Here is a 1,361-nt window from a genome sequence, read left to right as displayed (position 1 = left end):
CGTGTGCTGTCTTGATACATGTGGGACACGGGTGTCTCGATACATGTGAGACACGATTCTAAGCGGCGGGGCGGGGGAGTTGTCCTTGGTAGAGCTTGTCGATGTCCAGGTGCAGGTGGCCGAGGACTTCTCCACTGGCCTTGTAGGCGGTGATGTGGTTTCCGTCGCGTAGGACGGTCACGCGGGTGTAGGCGTGGGGTCGTCCGACGGAGATCTTGTGGTCGCCGACGGCGATCACGCCGGAGTCGGAGACCAGGTGGGTGCCCACGGAAGCATCGACCTGGGCGGGTAGATGCTGCGGGCCGCCAAGCGTTTCAGCTCGGTTCCATGCCTGTTCAGGGGGCATGTTCACAGCACTGTGGCGGCGGTGGGTGTTGTAGAACTTCTGGTATCGGTCGCACGATGTCTGTAGTTGAGCGGTGGTGCCCGGCCGGGTGGGTTGGTCGGTGAGCCACTCTTTGAAGGTGCGGTGGTGGCGTTCGACTTTGCCGTTGGTCTGCGGGTGGTACGGGCTCGAATGAATGAGCCGGGCGCCGGCACCGGTGACGAACGCGCCGAACTTCGAGCGACCCTTCGATGCCGTTGCGGAGAACGCCATTCCGTTGTCGGACAACACGATTGCGGGAACTCCGTAGTCGGTGAAGGCCCTGCCGATGGCGGTGATGGCACCGGCGGTGGTCTCGGCGTGGCAGACGTACGTCGCGACGAGGGTGCGGGTGCAGTCGTCGAGAACCTCGAAGACGGTGGCTTTCCCGCCGCCGGCGAGAACGACTTCGGTGGCGTCGATCTGATAGCAGTCGCGGGGCCGGGCGTATTGGAATCGGCGGTAAGACGACTTGGGTCGTTTCTTCGGCTCCGGGGTCACCAGGCCGTGGCGGGTGAGGATGTTGTTGATGGTCGATCTGGCCGGGATCTTCCAGCCTTTGCCGACCCAATCATGTTCAGCGGCAATCTTTGTCAGCTCGTAGCGGATGTTGTCGGCTCCGTTGTCGCGGCCCAGTTCTGTCCGGAGCGCGATGATGCGGGCTTCGACAGCGTCGGCGGTGCGTGTCGGGCTCGAGCGGGGCCGGCGAGAGTCGAGTTCCCACCGGCCCCGTTCGCGGATCCGGGTGGCGTGACGGTTGGCGGTACTGCGCGAGAGCCCGTGATCGGCGCAGAAGCCTGACAGGCCTCGGGCGTCGAAGACGTCAGCTCCCTCGATGATCCATGCGGTCAAGGTGGCGTCGAGCAGGTTCATCCGGGCATCCGTTCTGGCCATGGATTACTCCATAGCCGGTCACAGTGCCCCGCAGTATCACCACAGCCCGTGTGTCACATGTCCCTGGACATCTCGTGTCTCATATGTCTCCGGACTCAACACG

Annotated in this window: 1 protein-coding gene; it reads right to left on the bottom strand. The window is 63.6% G+C overall.

Annotation, left to right across the window (positions count from 1 at the left end):
- Positions 1–58: 58 nt before the first annotated feature.
- Positions 59–1,258, bottom strand: coding sequence for an integrase core domain-containing protein (locus CH276_RS22790; protein WP_254923929.1), 1,200 nt, complete (start codon positions 1,256–1,258; stop codon positions 59–61).
- Positions 1,259–1,361: the final 103 nt, after the last annotated feature.

The organism is Rhodococcus sp. 06-470-2 (assembly GCF_002258235.1).
GTDB lineage: Bacteria > Actinomycetota > Actinomycetes > Mycobacteriales > Mycobacteriaceae > Rhodococcoides.
The sequence above is the reverse complement of the archived record's forward strand: the minus strand, read 5'-3'. Positions and strand labels throughout refer to the sequence as shown.

Bases quoted from the DNA above. Each gene is read 5' to 3' on its own strand.
- CH276_RS22790 (WP_254923929.1), bottom strand. From the start codon at position 1,258: ATGGCCAGAACGGATGCCCGGATGAACCTGCTCGACGCCACCTTGACC.